Raw genomic sequence first — 19,618 nt, 5'->3', positions numbered from 1 at the left:
TGCAGATGTTGGATTTGATATGGCTGGTTAAAGGGCTGATACTAGGATTTTCTATCGCCGCCCCAGTAGGACCTATAGGAATTTTGTGTATTCGCCGGACATTAACCCAAGGGATGCGTACAGGACTGGCTGCAGGCTTAGGAGCAGCAACAGCAGATTTATTCTATGGAAGTATAGCAGCCTTTGGGCTTACCATAATTACGAATGTATTTGTAGATAATAGCCTGTACTTTCGTATTGTAGGCAGTGGTTTTTTATTTTATCTTGGGTATGGGACTTTTATTGATAAACCTGCTTCAATAAAGGAGGAAATTTATCAAGACGGATGGATAAGAGCCTATCTTACCACCTTTTTCTTGACCATTACAAATCCGATGACCATACTATCTTTTAGTGCCGTTTTTGCAGGCTTTGGGATGATTGATGCAAAGGATGATTTCCTTTCCTCTTGTTTATTGGTAACAGGAGTATTCTTAGGATCTTGCTTATGGTGGTTTATATTAAGTGGGATGGTTCATTTACTGCGGCATAGATTCAATTATCAGAGGTTGATATGGGTTAATCGCATGTCAGGCATTCTTATCATTGGATTTGCGATTGTTTCCTTTTTAGGATTGCTATAACCACAAAGTACAATGTCGCTGATGAAGCGCCCAATGGATACTCCTACGTTATTAGGCTATTTTTCATATTCAAATTCATTTACAAAATCAATAAAGGCTTTGCAAGCCAGAGGTAAAATTTTATTTGGTTTCCAAATGAGACCCATTTCGAGGAATAGATGAGGGTGAAGAGGGATTTTTGTGACATGGTTTACAACTTTTATTGAATTCTTTGGTAAAAAGGAGATACCGACTCCTTTTGCCACTAATGCTTTAATGGTCTGAAATTGGTTTGTTGAAAGTGCTACCCTAGGAACTAAGCCGTATTTTGCATATTCATCTAAAATGATTCTTCGCAGGACAAAACCTTCATTGTAAAGTATGATGGGTTCATCTTTTAGTTGTTCAAAGGTCAAAAAGGGCTGGCTGCTTAATGGATGATCAGTAGGAAGGCAAACGACAATTTCCTGTGATGTAATTAAGTGGGAATGAAGGTCGGTTAATTTGGGCGGTAAGATGACGAGACCTACATGCACATCTTCTTGCTGTACCAAATCAACAGCTGTTGAAGAGCCGTCTTCGATAACTGACATCTCAAGAGATGGGTAGTTTTTCTTGAAATCTGCAAATAGCTGAGGGAACACATACGCTCCCAATAATGGCGGTACCGCAATTCGAAAAGTACCTCGCGTCAAATTCTTATATTCAATCATAGTGTTCTGGGCAGCAGCCATTCTTGTCAGAATATCTTCTGCTAAACTAAGAAATACGACTCCTTCTTCTGTTAGGAGTACTTTTTTTTGGGTTCGGTCAAGCAGCTGGAATCCCAGCTCTTCCTCTAACTTATGAATGGCTTTGGAAATAGCTGGCTGAGATATGTGCAATTTATGAGCAGCAGCCGTGAAATTCTTTAGTTCCGAAACCGTAACAAAGTATTCTAATTCTCTTATATCCATTTTTTATTCCACCCCGTCAATAACTTACAGTTATCATACCATGATTAATCGATATTTTCATTATATTTAGGATCGTACTATACTAAAAGTGCAAAGACTAGTACCTTGTCAGTCTTAAAACAGTAGGAGAATGGCGAGGCTATTTTTCGCAGAGCAAGGCGGAGGAAGGAGGCATACCGTTAGTATGCTGACTGACGACAACGAAGTGGTGCAGAAAATAGACCGCTAGTATTCACTGGATTAAGGCTGATAAGGTACTAGTACTCTATATGAGTCATAAAAGATGTTCTTGCACAGAGTGAGGAGAGATTTATAATGGAAAAAGAATATCATGAAGGAATATTAGCAGGAGAGCATTTATCTGCCTGCGTTGGTACAGCAGAAGAAACGATTGCTGAAGATACTATAGCAACAGAGCCAAAGAGGATTGTTCGCTATCAAGATAGAGATGGAAATATACACTATGGTGCGATTGAGGGAAAAACGATCTTTCAATTAACCGATGAATTTGCAGAAATCGCTGCTGGCACATGCTCTTATGAGGGAACGGAAGTTGCACTTAGCGATGTAAAGATTCTAATTCCTGTAGAGCCATCAAAGGTAGTCAATTTTGGCTGGACATTTGCCGGACATGCCAAAGAAACAGGTGGTACGGCGAATTTAAAAGAACCTTTTCTTTTCTTAAAACCCCAATCGGCATTAATTGCAGACAAAGAAACCATATGTTTACCGCCAATTGATTTAACGAACAAGGTTGAACTTGAAGGTGAAGTTGCCTTAATAATTGGTAAGAGCGGTAGAAACATTCCCGAAGAAGAGGCGTTAAGCCATGTTTTTGGTTATACTGTGTTTAATGATGTAACCGCAAGAGATTTGACTAAGACAGATCCGCAGTTTACACGGGGAAAGGGATTTGATACTTTTGGACCTATTGGGCCATGGGTGGTTACTGGTATAGATCCGACTCATTTAAGAATTGTTACAACCTTAAATGGAAAAGTAGTACAGGATGGAAACACAAGTGAAATGTCCTTGAGCATTCCATTTTTGATCAGCTGGGTATCAAAAATTATGACTCTAGAACCTGGCGATGTTTTGGCTTTGGGATCTCCCTCCGGTACTTGCCCGATGAAGTCGGGTGACGTGGTAACGGTAGAAGTGGAAAACATCGGCAAACTAACGAATTATGTAAAATGATTCAATCGTAAGCAAGAAAATATATCGTTGACAAAACAGAAGTGAACCGCGAAGGAAATGCAAAGAACACGAAGGATTGGTTATTCATATCCTTCGTGTTCTTCATACTTTCGCGGTCAAAATATTTTATTTTTTCGATACGATGATAAATTTTTACTTGTCATCATCACAAAACTCCTTGATAAAAGAGTAATGTTCTGAGATGATGAATACACCATTATAAATGAGGAGGAGCTATACAAATGGAAAATATGTATGTTTTTTATGAGGGAAAGATTATTTTGGAGAGCGAAGTACATATCAGTGTACGCTGTAAAGGATTTAACTATGGACTCGGTTGTTTTGAAGGAATACGGGCTTATTGGGATGAGACTGAAAAACAGCTGTATGTATTTCGACTGAGAGAACATTATGAGCGACTTCTACAATCCTGCAAAGTGTTGTATATTAATATTCCTTATACTGTAGAGGAGTTATGCCAAGCTACAATTGAATTGCTTAAGAAAAATAACCTCCAGACAACAACCTATATTAGGCCAGTTGCATTTAAAGGCTCCAATCATGTTGCTCCTACCTTATTAGATGATGATAATCGAATTGTAATTTATTGTCAGCCAATGGGCAACTTTACTGGTAAAGATGAACTTCGGGCAGCATTTACTTCTTGGGAACGTTTAGGGGATAACATGCTGCCGCCTCGCACTAAGCCTACAGCAGCTTATCTTAATTCAGCTCTGGCTTCTTTAGAAGTAGTGAGCAAAGGGTATGACGAAGCTTTGTTTTTAACACGTAATGGTCATGTTTGCGAAGGTCCGGGGGAAAATGTATTTATGGTTCGCAATGGGAAAATTATTACTCCACCTCCATCTGATAATATTCTTGAAGGTATTACCAGAGATACAGTGATGCGTTTGGCACGTCAAGAACTTGGTATTGAAGTGATTGAGCGAAGTATTACCAGAACGGAATTATATGCAGCAGATGAAGTTTTCTTTAGTGGTACAGCGATGGAAGTGGTAGCTGTTGTTGAAGTGGATGACCGAAAAATTGGCAATGGTCATCAAGGTCCTGTGTGTCGTAAGTTAAAAGAATTATTCTTTCAGGTTGCTACGTCTAAAATAAAGGCATATTCGGATTTTTGCACACCTGTCTATTAAATAGTAAAATTTTATATTATAAATCACAAGGCACAATTCCGTCTGCGGCATTATGCCTTGTGATTTATTTTAAAGATTTCTAAGGGGCATTTAAAAAGATCCTTGCTCGGAGGACTTTAGTCCTTAAGTTTTACTTGACTTACTATTAAGAAGGCAATACAATTATATGTATAATTTGACAAAAATTTCAAAGTTAATATTGGGCAAACTTATCGAAAGGTAAGGACGCAAAGCCGTGGGTCTAAGGAATTGTCTATGACTGCCAGGTTGCGAATGTAATTACATTGTAATTATTAAATTAGCACCCGCTTTCTATAGCTGGTGCTTTATTTCGTGTTCTTTATTTTCTGTGCCTTTGCGGTTCAGTTAGATTTCAAAGCGCACAAGTACACTAATTATTGGGGAATAGGAGATGGTATAGTTGACCCTGCGTTCCAAAATAACAATGCTAGTGATCATAACCTTTGGTCTATTTATTGTTTGTGTATATGCATCTTTATATTATTCATTGGATCAGCAATTTGAGCAGAAGCAAATTTTTAGTAATGATGCAATTGTAAGCAGGTCGAACAAATTGGTTCTTTCTATGCCGCTCTTAGAAGAGCAGCATTTGCATTTAGTGGGGCGAAAAAGTATTTATTATGGAGCTATTTTGATATTATGTAGTGGGCTGGTCTTCAGTTTTCTTTTACCGATGATATTAGAGAAAGTCTTATTTCGTCGCTTATATTCATTAATTAGGAGTATCGTTTATATAACGAAGACCCAGGATCTATCATCGACTTTATGTGTATCAGGAACAGATGAAATAGCTATTTTGGCAGGCGAAATGAATGAAATGTTACTCGCTTTGTCCAATGAAAAAGTGCTGAGACAGCAAGCCTTGCAAGAAGTGCAAGAGCTTAATAAAAATTTGGAAGAGCGGGTACAAGAAAAGGCACTACAGCTGCAAAAACAAATGTATACCGATCAACTTACGACAACTCCCAATCGTCTGCAGTTAAATGAAGATATGAAAGTTGCTGAGAAACCTCATTTAGCTATTATTAATGTAGAACAATTTCGTACGATTAATGAGTTTTACGGCTATCAGGCTGGGGATGATTTATTGTTGGAATTAGCAGAACGTCTAATAAAACTGATAGAGCCATATCACTATAATTTATATCGTCTAGCAGGTGATGAATATGCAATCCTTGCTAGTGAGGGTAATGAAAAAAATTTTACGGAGTGGATGCTGAATATTCATAATGTAATTGAAAAAGTACCTTTCAAAATTCATGGTCATAGCTCTTATCTTTTTGTTACGATAGGTATTGCAATTACGAAGGATAAGCCTTTAGAAAAGGCACAAATGGCTTTGGAGTATGCTAGGCAATACTGCCTGCCACTAAAAGTATATCATGATGATTTACCTATGAGAGAAACACACCGTAATAATCTTCATTGGATACATGAAGTGCAAGATGCAATACAGGAAGATCGGGTCTTGGTATATTATCAGCCGATTATGAATACCTTTACCTTTGAAATTAGCAAATATGAAGTATTGGTTCGCTTGCTTGGCCGAGATGGGCAGGTGATTTCACCGGGAACCTTCTTACCGATTATTAAGAAAACCAAGCTATATCCTCGTTTAACAGAAGTTATTCTTGAAAAATCATTTACACACTTTGCAGATAAAGATGTTGATTTTTCTATTAACTTAAGTGCTGCAGATATTTTAGATCATGGGGTACAAGAGTTAATTGGAGAGTTGTTGGAAGACTCTTGTATTGCCAAGAGGGTGACTTTTGAATTTGTTGAATCAGAAGAATTCAAGAATCCTGAGGATTTATCTTTTTTTATCAAAAGAATAAAAGCTTTTGGTGCCAAAATAGCAATTGATGATTTTGGCAGCGGGTACTCAAACTTTGCCTATATCTTGAATATGGGAGCCCATTATATTAAAATTGATGGTTCATTGATTAGTGAAATTGGGACAAATCCAGCGATGGTAGCCATTGTTGAAAGCATCGTATATTTTGCCAAGCAGCTAGGGATTCGAACCATCGCTGAATATGTTAGCTCAGAGTCTATTTTTCTAGAAGCCAAAAGAATTGGTTTAGACTATGTACAAGGATATCATATCGGAAAGCCAAGCCCTATGTTAGTGGAGGAAAACAAGTTCTGCTGTGTTCATTTAGGAGTTAGTTAAGTTTTTCGTTAAAAAGGATAAAATATAATGGATTTCTCATATAATCACGTTCTCTAATCCGCAGAGGTGATTATATAAGAAATCCATTTTTTATTACATAAAGCGTTACCTTATTCCTTTAAAGAGAGCATTATAAAGATATATTTAGTTTTTTGAGACCAAGCCATATTGCTTGTTTCAGTGATTGCCAAAAAGTTTAGAGGTCATACTGTTTACCCATTATATAAAAATTATATAAAATGATTCAAATTTAATATTTTTATTATAATGTCAGTGCTGTTATAATATAGTCAAGTAAAAAACAGCTTAAAATCGTTTTATCAATTTAGTAATACACAATGCCGTGTGAAGTCAAGGACTTCATGCGGTTTTTTGTTATTTTGATACATTTCGCTGTACCAGTACTACTTTATAATTTTAAGAGGAGTTTGGCTATGAACAAAAAGCTGATTTAAAGTATCGGAATCATTGTGAGCGGTAATGTCGAAAATGTATATTGCGTTGGAGGAAAATAGTATGTCAACAGTAAAGGTTAACTTTATTTTAAATAATAAACCAGTTTCTTTGGAAGTAACACCTGATTGCCGAGTGATTGATATGCTGCGGGAAAATCTTGATCTTACAGGTACTAAAATGGGCTGTGGTGAAGGAGACTGTGGTGCTTGTACCATCATTATTGATGGAAAAACTGCAAATTCCTGTTTGGTATTAGCGGCACAGCTTGATGGCAAAATGGTTGTAACGATTGAGGGGCTAGGCAGCTATGATAAGCTGGATGCGTTGCAACAGGCTTTTATTGATGAAGGCGCTGTACAATGCGGATTTTGTACACCTGGGATGTTATTATCGGCAAAAGTTTTACTTGATCATAACCCTACACCCAGCCGTCAGGAAATTATGCAGTCAATATCAGGAAATTTATGCCGATGCACAGGATATGCAAAAATTGCGAATGCTATTGAAAAGGCTTGCGGTAAATAAGGAGGAAAGAAACATGGCAGAGTTATCCGTAGTAGGAAAATCAGTTATTCGTAATGATGCATTAGATAAAGTATTGGGAAAAACACGTTATAGTGCAGATATAAAAATGCCTAACATGCTTCATGCCAAAGTGCTGAGAAGTACAGTCGCTCATGCATTTGTTAAAAAATTAGATGTTAGTCAAGCGGCTGCTTTGCCAGGTGTTCATGCCGTGCTTACCGCTAAAGACGTACCCGGACTTAATGGTCATGGAATCATTTTTAAGGATGAACCTGTACTTATAAGTGATAAAATTCGTAAAATAGGTGATGGCTTAGCGCTGGTCGCTGCTGAAACTGAAGACATAGCCCAGCAAGCACTCAAACTTATTGAAGTTGAACTAGAAGAAATTCCTGGGGTATTTGATGCTATACAGGCTATGGACCAAGATGCACCCAAAGTTCATGGAGACAGTAATATTTTGGCGCTACGCAAAATACTTCGGGGAAATGTTGACGAAGTATTCGAAACTGCCGATATTGTTGTTGAAAACGAGTATGTTACACAAATGCAGGAACATGCTTACATCGAGCCTGAAGCGGGAATTGCTTATATGGAAGATGATATTGTTGTTGTCAAAGCATCAACACAAAATACACATTTTGATTGTCGTGAAATTGCGCGCAATCTGGCGCTGCCGCAAAGTCGCATCAGAATGATTCAGGCACCTACAGGAGGTGGATTTGGTGGCAAACTTGATATTTCGGTACAAATTTATTTAGCACTTTTGGCATTAAATACTCGGCGTCCTGTAAAGCTTGTTTATTCGCGCGAAGAATCCATCATTACTTCTTCCAAACGGCATCCTTGTGTTATTAAGTATAAAACAGCGGCTGATAAGACTGGAAAGCTGTTGGCTGTTGATGTACATGCAGTTGCTGATACCGGCGCATATTCATCTTATGGTCCGGCTCCTGTAACCCGTTTGGCAGTACATGCCGCCGGTCCTTATGAAGTGCCTAATGTTAGAATTTATGCTTATACCGTTTATACGAACAATCCGACTGCAGGCGCTATGCGAGGTTTTGGAGTGCCGCAAATAGCTTTTGCTTATGAGCAGCAAATGGATATGCTTGCTGAAAAAGCAGGAATATCACCGCTGGAAATACGCCTTCGCAACACATTGAAAAATGGCAGTTTAACATCAACAGGTCAGGTAATGGATGTTAAAGGCAATATTGGTGATACTTTAGTGCCAGCTTATGAGAAAGTGATGGCAAATAAAAGTCAGTTGTTGGCGCCCTATAAAAAGCGAGGTATCGGTATGGGGTGCCTGTACTATGGCATCGGAAATACTGGGCAGCCTAACCCGGCAGGTGCTTTTTTAGATGTTATGGAAGACGGAAGTGCGCATTTAATGGTAGGCGCAGCTGATATCGGGCAGGGTTCCAATACTATTTTGGCGCAAATTGCGGCTGAAGAGCTGGGACTTGATTTTAACGACATAAAAGTTACTTCGGCGGATACCGGTGTTACACCTGATGGCGGTGCCTCGTCCGCAAGTCGGCAAACTTACATTTCAGGCAATGCAACTTTAAAGGCTGCTAAAATAGTAAAAGAAATACTTGTAAATGAAATTGCAGCATGGCAGAGAGTTTTGCCTGAAGCTATTGCTTTAAAAAACAAATATGTGTTTATTCATAGCAAGCAGACCGATATTGCTGTAGCGCAATTGATCGCGCGCTGCCGTGGCAAAGGTATTATGACGATCGGGCATGGGTGGTATAACCCAACAACAGAGCCGCTTGATGATGAGACAGGGCAAGGCAAACCCTATGAAGTATATTCCTTTGCCAGCCATGTTGCTGAGGTAGAAGTTGACACACAAACAGGACAGGTAGAGGTAGTGCGCATTGCGGCAGCTCATGATGTTGGCAAAGCTGTAAATCCGCTGCATGTTGAAGGTCAGATTGAAGGCGGTACAATAATGGGTGTTGGTTACGGATTGTATGAAGAAATAAAAATAGCCAACGGTAACATAAGAACTCCATCATTTGCAACCTATATCATACCTACATCGATGGATATTCCGATTGTTGATACTATTATTGTCGAAGAAAATGCCAATACTGGACCTTTTGGTGCAAAAGGGCTTGGCGAACCACCTTTGGTTGCTCCAGCTGCAGCGATTGCTAATGCTGTGTCCCAGGCAATCGGTGTTAGAATTAACTCTTTGCCGCTTACACCTGAAAAGGTTTTAAAAGCTTTGCAGGAAGCAGGTAGAATCTAAAAAATAGGAGAGACTAAAAATGCCGCAGCAAGTGAAAGTTTTAAAAGCAACACAAGAATTGGACATATTTAGTGAACAGGCTGTAATAACAAAATTGACACCGATACTGTTGCAGGCTGCGGAAAAGAAGGCATTGCCGACATTAACTGAAATTCTAGTCATTTTTGCTAAAAAGCAACTTCCGAAAGCTGTTATTTCTCATAGTATGGCAGTGGCGTATGTTGCAGTTCGTATAGCCGAATGGCTTACTGAAAGCTCTAGTATGAAACTCGATATTCCAGCTTTGGCAGCTGGAGGTCTGCTGCATGATGTGGAAAAAATTAACTCTGATCATGCAGCGAGAGGTGCAGATTTTGTTGTGCAATTGGGATATTTTTCTTTGGCGCCGATGATCGCGACACATATGGAACTTGTTTTCCTTCAGGGACAGCCATTAGGAGAAGCCGCTATCTTATATCTGGCAGATAAAATATGTAAAGGTTCTACTCTTATAAGTTTGGAGCAACGTTTGGCGAAAAGTATTCAAGCCTATGGGGAGTTATTTAGCATTCGAGAAAAATTTAATACTGCATTTGTTATACGTGATAGTGTTGTACAGGCAATTGATGATCGGCAGATTCCTTTAGCGGAAAAAGGAATCTGGGAAATTCTTATTAATAAGAATGGTATATTGGGGAGTGAGAATGGATGAGTTATCGATACATAAAACCACAAACAACTGAGCAGGTCATTGGTGTTATGCAGCAATACAGTGAACATCATTTGCTGGCTGGCGGTACAGATTTATTAGTACGAATGAAATTAGGCCGTATTGTATCAGGTACTTTTATTGATATAAGTGATTTAAAAGAATTGCAGGAATTTACAGTAGATAACGGCATAATAACTATTGGTGCGGCAGTCACTCATGCACAAATTTCCAGTTCATCTTATATGAAGGAATTTGCTCCCGCACTTGCGGCAGCTTCGGCCTCTGTAGGATCGCCGCAAATTCGTAATCGTGGCACTATCGGTGGTAATTCTGGAAATGCTTCGCCGGCAGGTGATACAATACCGGCTCTCATGACATATGCAGCTGTTGTTACTATTGCCGGACCACAAGGTGCTAGAACCATTCCAATCAATGAATTTTTTACAGGGCCAGGACGAACTGTACTTAAATCAGACGAATTTATACTAAGCTTTTCGTTTAGCGCCCAGAAGGCAGGTCAAGGCAGTGCCTTTGAAAAACTTGGCAAGCGAAAAGCATTGGCAATTTCAATTGTAAATGCAGCTTCGTTTATTGCTGTAGACCTTGATCAAACAGTAACTCAGGCTAGAATTGCATTGGGATCTGTAGCTGCCACTCCTCTTAGGATTACTGCAGCGGAAAATATAATAATAGGAAGAAAGCTGACTGACAGTGTAATTGCCAAGGCAGCGAAAACTGCTGCGGATAGTGTAAATCCTATTGATGATGTACGTTCGGAAGCTGACTACCGTAAAAAAATAGTAGCAGCATTAACCCAAAGAACTTTAAAAAATAGTTGCAGTTTTTTGGGGTTCTAGAAAGTTTATTACGTATTTAAGGATAGGTGGATTTCTTCAAAATTTGCTGCAAGTATGCTGCATATCAGGGGATGAATATAGTCTTGTTGTCTGTTGGCAAGTAGATAAGAGGTGATAATGACGATAATAGATTATGCGGATAATATGATAGCAGGTGTTGTATTGGCGGCAGGCTTGTCTCGGCGTATGGGGCAATTTAAGCCGCTATTGCCTTATGCGCAAAGCAGTATTATTGAGACTACTGTTGCTAATCTTAAGCAGGCCGGGGTAGGCAAAATTATTGTTGTTACAGGTTATCGTTCAACTGAAATTGCGCAACAATTTTTGAACTGGGATAATGTATTGTTGGTCAAAAATTACAATTATCAGCATGGAGAAATGTTGGAGTCTGTGCAACTGGGATTAAGAGAAGTTGCAGACTGTGTTGCCACGTATGTCGTACCTGGGGATATGCCGGCCATTGCTGTTGAAACCTTTATTAAACTGCGGCAATGTATGGCACAAACAGATGCAAAGGTAGTATTTCCGACTCTTAATGGAAAAAGAAAACATCCGCCCTTGATAAAAAGTTCCTGCTTTCCGGCAATATGGAATTTTGGCGGCGAGGGAGGGCTAAGGGTTGCTTTAGAACAGTTTTTAGTGCAGACTGTTTGTGTGCCTGTTAAAGATGTTGGTTGTACAATCGATGCTGATACATGGAAAGACTATATGCGACTACAGGCATATCAAAGTTCTATGGAGAGAACGTAAAAAGAAATGGCTGCAGCAGGGCTGCCAGCCATTTCTTTTTACACTTTTCTGCTTTTCCAAGTTTGCGATGCATCACTCACGGGTAACCTGTTCGATAAACTTCTTTGGCAGCAAGGGAAGCGTAGTATTTTTTTTCGTAATCAAGTAGATTTGTGAATCAATCGTTGGATGCTCAATCTTTTTGATGAGTAGGGATTTTTTATTCTCAAAAAGCATTGCTGATGTGTACGGCATTACTGCGACGCCAATATCGGCATCGGCTAAATAAAATGAGGAACCAATATAATCGTTTTCGCAGACGATTTGCAGTGAGATATTTTTTTCCTCGCATAAGCTGTCTAGTATTTTTTTGTAACGGCGGTGGACAATAAGCGGTTTTCCTATGAGTTTTCGCAGGTCTATCGTATCCTCTTTCGTATCTGCAAGGAATGTCTTTGAACCGATGGCAACGAAGAAATCTTTTTGGTTTTCTTTAAGAAACGGATTTTTTACCATCATGATTTGGTAGCGCTTTTGATTGAAGGGAGCACGGACAAAGGCAAAATCGACGAGGCCATTGTCAAGTAGTTCCATGGCTTTGAAACTGTTGCATTCATGGATCTTATAGTTGACATCTGGATATTTTAGCTGAAATTCGTGAATATTTTTCGGGAGGATAGACCCGCAGACAGAAGGAATGGTGGCAATGTTGATTGTACCGAACATTTCCTTGCCAATATTCTGCATGAGTGAGACGGACTGATTGGTAAGTGACAAGATTTGCATAGCCTTATCCTGGAATATCCGGCCTTCACTGGTGATATGCAATGCATGACCTTCACGGTTGAACAGCTTTACCTGCAGTTCGTCTTCCAAAAGCTTGAGATGATAACTGAGAGGAGGTTGGGAAATATTTAGTTTTGCTGCTGCCAGAGTCATATTGTTTGTTTCGGCGATTGCAAGAAAGTACTCCAGTTGTTTATAGGTCATAATTTCCTCCGTGATATAATTATTATATAAGACGATTTAAATTTAATATTTTTAATATAATACTTATACTGCTATAATAAGAAGCAGTTAAAGAACAGCTTGAAACAGTTCCATAGGTTTAGTAATACACACAATGCCGTGTGAAGTCAAGGACTTCATGGGGCTTTTTGTTTTATTTTAGCGAATTTTCGCTGTATCAGTATTGAACGCTAATTTTGGAAAGGGGCTTTTGTTATGGGTAAAATGCTTATTAAAAATATAGGAACAATTGTGAGTGGTGATGTGAATAAACCAATTCTGGATGGCGATTCCATTCTTATAGAAGATAACATAATTGTTTCCATAGGTAAAAGGATAATGGCGGAAGATGTTGCACAAGTTATCGATGCGAATGGGTCTACGGTGTTACCGGGACTTTTTGATTCCCATGTGCATACAACACTTGGAGACTATGCGCCGCGGCAAAATGCTCTAGATTATATTGCCAGTGCGCTAAATGGCGGTGTGACAACTATGATTTCCGCTGGCGAATGCCATACGCCCGGCCGGCCGAATGATCCGGCTGGCACTAAGGCTCTGGCAATTGTCGCGAGCAAATCCTTTTATAAAGCACCTCCTGCGGGTGTTAAGGTACATGGCGGGGCGCTGATTTTGGAAAAAGGATTAACAGAAAAAGATTTTGCGGAACTTAAGGAAGCCGGTGTGTGGCTGGTTGGTGAAATCGGCCTTGGCAGTGTAAAAACCCCAGAAGATGCGGCAGTCATGGTAGAGTGGGCGCATAAGTATGGTTTTAAAGTGCAAATGCATACAGGCGGCACGTCAATTCCAGGCAGCTCCACAGTAAGTGCAGCCGATGTGATGGCGACAAAGCCTGATGTGGTATCACATATTAACGGCGGACCCACATCCATTTCCCTGGACGAAATTGATAAGATTATCGAAGAGACGGATTTGGCTGTAGAAATCGTACAATGCGGCAATCCCAAAGCCGCTCATCATGTATTTGAAAAAGTAAAAGAGTTAAAAGCTTTCCATCGCGTTATCTTTGGAAATGATGCTCCCTCAGGCACGGGACTGATTCCTTTGGGCATATTGAGAAATATTTGTTTTGCCGCCTCTGTCTCTGCTATAGCACCGGAACAGGCCATCTGTATGGCGACTGGCAATACAGCTAAAGTATATGGTCTTAATACAGGGGAGATTGCACCAGGCAAAGAAGCAGATATCGTCATAATGGATGCTCCTATAGGGTCGGTAGCCGATGATGCGCTTGGCGCATTTGCCGCAGGCGATATTCCGGGGATCAGCATTGTTATGATAAACGGCAAGATTTTGGTGACAAAGAGTAAAAATACGCCACCTGCTAAAAAAATAGCTGTGCTAATCAAATAATAGAGGGAGAGGATGATAGATATGAAAGAACCGATCATTAGAAAAATTGTTACGAATGTCGAAGAAATATGTTTTGAAGGCTTTAAAAAATTGGAAAGACCACTGCATAAATGCATAGTTGCAGCGGTTATTAAAAATCCATATGCCGGTGCTTATGGGGAAGATCTCAGTCAATTAATAGAGATCGGAGAATACCTTGGAGAATATCTTACTAAAATTGCTGTAAAGAATCTGGGGACAGCCGTAATTGAGAGTTATGGCAAAGGTGCGATTATTGGTGCTAATGGGGAACTCGAACATGGTGCAGCCATTCTTCATCCCAAACTCGGTAAACCAATGCGTGACGTTATCGGCGGTGGCAAGGCCATCATTCCTTCGGCGAAAAAGTGTGGTGGTCCGGGCACAAGCCTTGATGTACCGCTTCATTATAAGGATGCGGCTTTTGTCAGAACCCATTATGATGCAATGGAAATCCGCATTGCAGATGCACCCAAAAGTGATGAGATTGTCGTTGCAGTAGCTTTTACCGATGGCGGTCGTCCCCATGCTAGAATTGGCGGTTTACAAATTAGTGAAGTTAAGGGAGAAGACGGCTTACGATAATAATTCATACTTCTGTGGAGCACTGCTATCACAGATGGCGTCTATTTTTATAAGTTTGATAAAGGAGAGTGCTGGTTGTGGCAACAGGAATTGATACGGTATATGAGTCAAAAAAAATAATTGCTAGGCTTGATAATTTGCCATTATCACGTTTTCACTATAAGATGCTGTTTGTCAATGGACTGGCATGGGCATTTGATGCCTTTGACGTTGGAATCGTTACCTTTATTGTGACAGCACTCACTAAGGATTGGGGACTTACGGCGGGACAGATTGGGGTACTGCTAAGTTCCGGGATGGTCGGCATGATTGTTGGCGCATTCTTTTCTGGCCCGCTGGCCGATAAGTATGGACGCAAGGCGGTATTTAAATGGACATTGCTGATGTTTTCGCTTTTTTCACTGCTGTGTGCATTTGCCTGGGACTTTACTTCACTGATTATTTTTCGTTTTTTAGTTGGCGTGGGACTTGGTGGAGAAACACCTGTTGTTACTTCGCTGCTGGGAGAATTTATACCAGCGCAGAATAGGGGGAAGGTGCAAGGTCTTTTGAACTGTTTTTGGGCTGTTGGCTGGATTGCTGCTACGGCTGTCAGTTATTATGTTATTCCAGCTGTTGGCTGGCGCTGGGCTTTTGTTGCCGGGGCGCTTCCGGCCCTCTATATTTGGGTCATCCGCCTGCACTTGCCGGAGTCTCCGCGCTGGCTGGCATCTCAGGGACGCTATGAAGAGGCAAAGAGCATTATGAACGACATTGAGTCTGTGGTAAATAAGACACATAAATTAGTACCGGTTACTGATGAAGATGTGAAAAAAGTAGTGGATATCAACCCAAGACCAATTGGGGATTTATTTAAGAAAAAGTACCTTAAAACTACGGTGATGCTTTGGATTCTTTGGTTTATGGGCATGTTCGGCTATTACGGCTTGTTTGCTTGGATGCCGACCTTACTGGTAAAAGCGGGACATAGCATGGTTAAATCTTTCCAATATGTGCTATTCCTGCAATTAGCATATATACCAAATCAGATTCTTTCCGCTTATTTGATGGACAAAGTCGGCAGAAAAAAACTTTTGGTAGGAAATCTCTTCTTTTCGGCTGTTGCCACGGTTGTCTTTGGTATTGCCTTAGGCAATCAGTTGAGTACATCAGAAGTTCTGATACTGGGCCTGCTGACCTCGTTTTTTGTATCAGGAATTTGGGGTATCACCTACACCTATACGCCAGAACTGTATCCGACGGGTATTAGGGCCACTGGCACCAGCTGGGCTTCAACCTGCTCGCGTTTTGGTTCCATGTCAGCACCGCTGGTTATTGGTTACAGCCTAAATTTAATCGGCGTTGTCGGTGTATACGGAATTGTGGCTGTGGCCTTCGGCCTTGCCTGCGTAGCTGTATTGACAATGGGAATAGAAACAAAGGGGAAAACGTTATAAGTCTGCAGGCATAAAAGTGAGCAGAAATGATTCACTGTTTATGTCAGCATAACAGGATGATATAATTTATGAAAAAAAAAATAATCGGAATTTTTTTAGCGATTTTTGTTGCTGTCAGTATTTTAGCCGTACCGGAAATTCATCATTTATCGTATATCGGACAAAGATGTCTGGCGGTATTTTCGGCGGTATTTATTTTATATTTGTTTGAATCGATTCATGTTGCTGTTATAAGTCTTTTAATCGTACCAATATTAGTGCTGTTTCAGATTACCGATATTAATGCAGCCCTTAAAGGATTTGCATCAACTTCGACCTATCTTATTATTGGTTCTTTTATTATGGCTGCGGCCATGCTCAAATCAAACTTAGGCGATCGAATTACCTATTGGGTGCTGGTGCGCGTGGGTACCAGTACCAAGCGGATATCCTTTGGCATCATGTGTGTGAATATTGTCATGGCGTTTTTGATTCCGTCTTCGACGGCGCGCACAGCCATGCTGCTGCCGATTTGCATGAAAATTATACATTTATTTCATAAAAAGGAAAAAAATGGCGGACGCTTTGGAGCCAATCTTTTAATGACGCTCTGTTGTACGAATTCAACGATCAGTGCCGGAATCCTAACCTCGACGGTGACCAACCCTATGGCGGTGCAATATATAACAGCGACTACAGGTCAAACAGTATCCTTCGTGAAATGGCTGGAATGGGGGTTTCCTCCGGCATTTCTCATGACAATCGTTTCCTGGCTTTTGATTCAATTGATTTTTTCAGCAAAGATCAATGCGGATGGACACGGCAGAGAATATTTCCGGCAGAAATTAAGTCAAATGGGTTCAATAAGCAAAAGTGAAAAGAATGTTTTTGTTGTATTCTTAGGAACCATCCTACTCTGGATATTTGGCGAAAAATTTGGACTCGACAGTACGACAGTATGTCTTTTGAGTGCTTGTGTGTTATGTCTTCCGATTTTTGGCTGTCTCGACTGGAAGGAATGCCAGGAAAGTATCTCACTCAATGTAGTGTTTGTATGCAGCGGCGGAATTAGTCTCGGGGCTGCCATGAGCGATACCGGAGCTGCGAATTGGCTGGCAGAGAGCATTTTTTCATTGATGCATCTGAGTCAGTATTCTTCCGCAGCAACCATCAGCATCTTAATCGTAATTGTTCAATTTATGCATGTTGTATTTGTTGGCACGGCTACAATGGCGAATGTATTTTTTCCGATTCTTGTAGGCATCGCAGAGGTATCCAATATTAATCCGATGCTTACGGTATTACCGGCAGCTTTTATGATTGGCGGGTATCCGATCTTGATGTTTTTCAACACTACGCCGAATATTCTGTGCTGTGATACCGGGGAGCTAAAGAGTCGGGATTTTCCGTTGTTTGGCTTTTGTGTATCCGTAGTAGCTTGTATTGTTTATATTGCCTGTGTGTATTGGTATTGGCCGCTGATTCATGCCATGTAAGTCTTGAAATAGATTGGAAAGTAATTTGAAAATGGAGATAGAATGATGAAAATTGGATTTATCGGTCTTGGAAATATGGGAAAGCCTATGGCGATGAACCTTCTGAAAGCACAATGCGACTTAACGATTAATGATGTTAATCAAAGTATTATGGAAGAGCTAAGTGCTATGGGGGCAAAAACAGCTGCAACGCCGGCAGAGCTTGCCCGGAAAGTTGATATTGTAATTACAATGCTGCCAAACGGCAATATTGTTGAACAGGTAGTAAATGGCCCTCAGGGTATTCTGGCAGCAGCTCAGCCGGGGCTTTGTATCTTAGATATGTCAAGTGTAGCACCTGGCTTTACGCGTAAAATGGCAGACTTGGCCGCAAAAAAGCAAGTGGACTATATGGATGCTCCGGTCAGCGGTGGTGTGAAAGGTGCTGACGCCGGGACACTCACGATTATGGCCGGGGGAGCTTCTGAAGTTGTAGCCAAATGTCGCCCCATCTTAGAAATCTTAGGGGGGAAAATCTATGAAGTCGGAGCAGTGGGAGCTGGTGATGCTGTAAAAATGATCAATAACCTTCTCTTGGCCGTGAATATGGCAGCAACTGCAGAAGCCTTCACACTTGGTGCCAAGATTGGGTTAGATCCTAAGGTTATGTTTGATGTTATTAGTACCAGCTCTGGCAACAGTTATGCTCTAGAGGCTAAAATGCAAAACTTTGTTTTCAAGGGCGCGTTTGAACCAGGCTTTATGATTGATCTGCAATATAAGGATCTTGAACTGGCTGTCCAGACAGGTAAGGAATCAAAGGTACCGCTTATGATTGCAAATGTTGTACAGCAGCTTTATGGACAGGCCCAAGCAGCGGGACTTGGTAAAGAAGACATTTCTGCTATCATAAAGCCGCTGGAAAACCTTACGGGCATTCAGGTACGCATGTAATGTTTAAAAAATTACTGCTGATGCAAAATAGCGGAGCGTCAGCTGATATTTTTACGCTGCTGGACAGTAAATCGAAAAAAGAAAAATCCGTCGGAACAATGCTGATTATGGATGATTTTGGGCTGGTAGAAGGTGAGTGCAGCGAGTTTGTTTTACAGCAAATATCGGAGAAGAGATGCCAAACAACATGGGAAAAACCTATTATCTTCTGGATTGAGGATGAAGGTGGTAAGCAGTATCGATTTTTTTGGGATAAGATTGTGCAGCCATTTCGTGTTGTTGTGATGGGGGGCGGGCACATAAGTCAGCCTTTGGTACAAATTTTAGGAATGTTGAATTTTGCTGTAACCGTTATTGACGATCGTCCCCAATTTGCCAATGCGACCAGATTTCCTACAGCCCAAAGGGTCATTTGTCAGACTTTTACTAACGCTTTGGAGAAGTTAAAACTGGATAGCAATACTGCACTTATCATCGTGACACGGGGGCATCGCTACGACGTAGATTGCTTGCGTGCTACGATAAATAAGAAATTTCGCTATTTGGGAATGATAGGGAGTAAAAGGCGGGTTAAAGAGATCATTAAGCTGCTCCAGGATGAGGGTGTTTCTGCAGAGTGTCTTAATCGTCTGAACGCACCAATTGGCCTGGATATTGGGGCTGAAACACCTGCAGAGATTGCAGTGAGTATCGCTGCCGAAGTGGTAGCTGTTTTTCGGGGCGGGTCAGGTATACCGCTTAGCAAAGCGGGGAGAGGATTGAATGGATAGCACAATACTAAACATAATTTGTGAAAAAAAAGCAGAAGAAATGAATGCTGCACTGGTTACTATTGTTGATACGCGAGGTTCTACGCCACGCAAGGCAGGCTGTCAAATGCTAATCTATCAGGATGGCCGATCTTATGGAACGATAGGAGGCGGCTGCGGAGAAGCAGAAGTAAAGCGGCAGGCTTTACTTGCTTTGGATGAAAAACAGTCTCAGTTATATACCGTATCTATGTTAAACGAAGCTGCTGCAGATGAAGGAATGGTTTGCGGCGGAGTCATGGAAGTCTTTATTCAGATGATTTCCAAGTTTGATGATGAAAAATAATCAATGATAGATTTAAAAAAAATGTGTGCAGTTTAGATATTGAAATAATTCTATAAAA

The 19,618-nt window shown here is 40.6% G+C and carries 18 protein-coding genes and 1 riboswitch; of the genes, 16 read left to right on the top strand and 2 right to left on the bottom strand.

From position 1 onward, the window contains the following. Positions 1 to 5: 5 nt before the first annotated feature. On the top strand, positions 6 to 623 hold the full coding sequence (locus BMZ99_RS04585) for a LysE family translocator (RefSeq protein WP_090933399.1): 618 nt from the start codon (positions 6 to 8) through the stop codon (positions 621 to 623). A 56-nt stretch (positions 624 to 679) separates the two neighbouring features. On the opposite strand, the gene BMZ99_RS04580 is transcribed toward BMZ99_RS04585, so the two are convergent. After that, a complete protein-coding gene (locus BMZ99_RS04580; protein WP_090933397.1) occupies positions 680 to 1,558 on the bottom strand; it encodes a LysR family transcriptional regulator in 879 nt (292 codons plus the stop codon). A 315-nt stretch (positions 1,559 to 1,873) separates the two neighbouring features. Between BMZ99_RS04580 and BMZ99_RS04575 the strand changes: the two genes are divergently transcribed. The 8 genes from BMZ99_RS04575 (at position 1,874) to BMZ99_RS04540 (ending at position 11,657) form a co-directional block, all read left to right on the top strand. After that, positions 1,874 to 2,755 carry a fumarylacetoacetate hydrolase family protein gene (locus BMZ99_RS04575; RefSeq protein ID WP_090933395.1) on the top strand — a complete coding sequence of 294 codons (882 nt, stop codon included), beginning with the start codon at positions 1,874 to 1,876 and terminating at the stop codon, positions 2,753 to 2,755. Positions 2,756 to 2,997: 242 nt separating this feature from the next. Then, positions 2,998 to 3,912, top strand: coding sequence for a branched-chain amino acid transaminase (locus BMZ99_RS04570; RefSeq protein WP_090933393.1), 915 nt, complete (start codon positions 2,998 to 3,000; stop codon positions 3,910 to 3,912). Between the two features lie 192 nt (positions 3,913 to 4,104). Then, a riboswitch (cyclic di-GMP riboswitch) is annotated at positions 4,105 to 4,187 on the top strand. 170 nt (positions 4,188 to 4,357) lie between these two features. Beyond that, positions 4,358 to 6,109 (top strand): EAL domain-containing protein, encoded by a 1,752-nt coding sequence (locus BMZ99_RS04565; RefSeq protein ID WP_245754814.1) that lies wholly within the window; start codon positions 4,358 to 4,360, stop codon positions 6,107 to 6,109. 516 nt (positions 6,110 to 6,625) lie between these two features. Next, on the top strand, positions 6,626 to 7,090 hold the full coding sequence (locus BMZ99_RS04560; protein WP_090933388.1) for a (2Fe-2S)-binding protein: 465 nt from the start codon (positions 6,626 to 6,628) through the stop codon (positions 7,088 to 7,090). Between the two features lie 13 nt (positions 7,091 to 7,103). Further along, a complete protein-coding gene (locus BMZ99_RS04555; protein ID WP_090933386.1) occupies positions 7,104 to 9,359 on the top strand; it encodes a xanthine dehydrogenase family protein molybdopterin-binding subunit in 2,256 nt (751 codons plus the stop codon). 19 nt (positions 9,360 to 9,378) lie between these two features. Then, on the top strand, positions 9,379 to 10,050 hold the full coding sequence (locus BMZ99_RS04550) for an HD domain-containing protein (protein ID WP_090933384.1): 672 nt from the start codon (positions 9,379 to 9,381) through the stop codon (positions 10,048 to 10,050). Beyond that, on the top strand, positions 10,047 to 10,907 hold the full coding sequence (locus BMZ99_RS04545) for an FAD binding domain-containing protein (protein WP_090933382.1): 861 nt from the start codon (positions 10,047 to 10,049) through the stop codon (positions 10,905 to 10,907). Before BMZ99_RS04550 ends, BMZ99_RS04545 begins: the two co-directional genes overlap by 4 nt. 117 nt (positions 10,908 to 11,024) lie before the next feature. Next, complete coding sequence (locus BMZ99_RS04540) at positions 11,025 to 11,657, top strand: nucleotidyltransferase family protein (protein WP_090933381.1); 633 nt, start codon at positions 11,025 to 11,027, stop codon at positions 11,655 to 11,657. A 72-nt stretch (positions 11,658 to 11,729) separates the two neighbouring features. Here BMZ99_RS04540 and BMZ99_RS04535 read toward each other — a convergent pair whose 3' ends face one another. Further along, positions 11,730 to 12,626, bottom strand: coding sequence for a LysR family transcriptional regulator (locus tag BMZ99_RS04535; protein WP_090933379.1), 897 nt, complete (start codon positions 12,624 to 12,626; stop codon positions 11,730 to 11,732). A gap of 234 nt (positions 12,627 to 12,860) precedes the next feature. Between BMZ99_RS04535 and BMZ99_RS04530 the strand changes: the two genes are divergently transcribed. The 7 genes from BMZ99_RS04530 (at position 12,861) to BMZ99_RS04500 (ending at position 19,560) form a co-directional block, all read left to right on the top strand. Further along, on the top strand, positions 12,861 to 14,018 hold the full coding sequence (locus tag BMZ99_RS04530; protein WP_090933377.1) for an amidohydrolase family protein: 1,158 nt from the start codon (positions 12,861 to 12,863) through the stop codon (positions 14,016 to 14,018). A gap of 21 nt (positions 14,019 to 14,039) precedes the next feature. Then, positions 14,040 to 14,621, top strand: a complete 582-nt coding sequence (locus BMZ99_RS04525) for an amino acid synthesis family protein (protein ID WP_090933490.1) — start codon at positions 14,040 to 14,042, stop codon at positions 14,619 to 14,621. A gap of 77 nt (positions 14,622 to 14,698) precedes the next feature. Further along, positions 14,699 to 16,057 (top strand): MFS transporter, encoded by a 1,359-nt coding sequence (locus tag BMZ99_RS04520; protein WP_217645049.1) that lies wholly within the window; start codon positions 14,699 to 14,701, stop codon positions 16,055 to 16,057. A 68-nt stretch (positions 16,058 to 16,125) separates the two neighbouring features. Beyond that, positions 16,126 to 17,532 (top strand): SLC13 family permease, encoded by a 1,407-nt coding sequence (locus BMZ99_RS04515; protein ID WP_090933375.1) that lies wholly within the window; start codon positions 16,126 to 16,128, stop codon positions 17,530 to 17,532. A gap of 42 nt (positions 17,533 to 17,574) precedes the next feature. Next, entirely contained in the window at positions 17,575 to 18,465 is an 891-nt protein-coding gene (locus BMZ99_RS04510; protein WP_217645048.1) for an NAD(P)-dependent oxidoreductase, read from the top strand. Further along, positions 18,465 to 19,235 carry an XdhC family protein gene (locus BMZ99_RS04505; protein WP_090933371.1) on the top strand — a complete coding sequence of 257 codons (771 nt, stop codon included), beginning with the start codon at positions 18,465 to 18,467 and terminating at the stop codon, positions 19,233 to 19,235. The genes BMZ99_RS04510 and BMZ99_RS04505 overlap by 1 nt, the downstream gene beginning before the upstream one ends. Beyond that, entirely contained in the window at positions 19,228 to 19,560 is a 333-nt protein-coding gene (locus tag BMZ99_RS04500) for an XdhC family protein (protein WP_090933368.1), read from the top strand. The genes BMZ99_RS04505 and BMZ99_RS04500 overlap by 8 nt, the downstream gene beginning before the upstream one ends. Positions 19,561 to 19,618 lie beyond the last annotated feature (58 nt).

It is taken from the genome of Pelosinus propionicus DSM 13327 (genome assembly GCF_900114615.1).
Lineage (GTDB): Bacteria > Bacillota > Negativicutes > DSM-13327 > DSM-13327 > Pelosinus > Pelosinus propionicus.
Note: the sequence above shows the minus strand (reverse complement) of the source record. Positions and strands in the feature narration are given on the sequence as shown.